Raw genomic sequence first — 1,211 nt, 5'->3', positions numbered from 1 at the left:
CCGGCCTCCGCCGCTGGGGTCAAGCGAACGCGTCACCAGATACAGGCACTTGATCGCCGCGGCCTCGTTCGGGAAGTGCCCGCGAGCCCGGACCGCCCTGCGGTATCTCGCGTTGATCGACTCGATCGCGTTGGTCGTGCAGATCACCCGACGGATCTCGACGTCGTACTCCAGGAACGGCACGAACTCCGCCCAGGAGGTCCGCCAGAGCTGGACGATCGCCGGATACCTGTCGCCCCACTCGGCGGCGAACTCCTCGAACCGGTCCTTCGCCGCGGCCTCGCTCGGGGCCGTGTAGACCGGCTTGAGAGACTTCACGATCGCGTCGCGGTGCTGCCGGCCGGCGTACCGGAACGAGTTGCGGATCAGGTGCACGATGCACTGCTGCACGACCGTCTGCTCCCAGGTGGTGTTGATCGCCTCCGGGAGCCCCTTCAACCCATCACAGACCGCGATGAGCACGTCCTGGACGCCGCGGTTCTTCAGCTCGGTGAACACCTGCAGCCAGAACCTCGCTCCCTCCTGGCCATCGCCGGCCCAGATGCCGAGAATGTCGCGCTCTCCGTTCGTCGTGACGCCCATGACGACGTAGAACGGGGTGTTGCGGACCTGCCCGTCACGGACTTTCACCACGATCGCGTCGACGAAGATCACCGGATAGATCGCATCCAGCGGCCGGGAGGCCCATTCGGCGAGCTCGCCGGTGACTTTCTCGGTGATCCGGCTGATCGTGTCCTTGGACACTGTCGCTCCGTAGACCTCGTCGAAGTGCGCGGCGATCTCGCCCGTGGTCAACCCGCGCGCGGTCAGCGACAGCACGATCTGATCGATCCCGTCCAGGCGCCGCTTGCGCTTGGGGACGATCACCGGCTCGAACGACCCATCACGATCCCGCGGGACCTCGATCTCGACCGGGCCGATCTCGGTCAGCACCGTCTTCACCCGGGTGCCGTTGCGCATGTTCTCGCCCAACGGGGTGCCGCCGTGGTCGTGCCCGAGATGCTCGGTCAGCTCGGCGTTCAACGCGGTCTCGAGGACGTTCTTCGTGAGCTGGTTCAACAGGCCACCCGGGCCGACCAGGCTCACGCCCTGCTCCTTCGCCTCCGCCAGCAGGCGCTCGGCGAGGTCTTTCTGATTGATGATCTCTCCGGTCACGGGATCAATCATCTCGTCATTAGCGATGACGGCATCGGTCGTGTCAGTCACGGCCA

Annotated in this window: 1 protein-coding gene; it reads right to left on the bottom strand. The window is 65.8% G+C overall.

Features of this window, described 5'->3' with window-relative positions; all coding sequences use genetic code 11:
* The coding region (locus MUN85_RS12495) for an IS256 family transposase (protein ID WP_250506995.1) at positions 1–1,167 on the bottom strand (1,167 nt) is incomplete at its 3' end.
* Positions 1,168–1,211 lie beyond the last annotated feature (44 nt).

The organism is Bowdeniella massiliensis (genome assembly GCF_023634005.1).
Classification (GTDB): domain Bacteria; phylum Actinomycetota; class Actinomycetes; order Actinomycetales; family Actinomycetaceae; genus Bowdeniella; species Bowdeniella massiliensis.
This window is presented reverse-complemented; position numbering and strand designations above follow the sequence as displayed.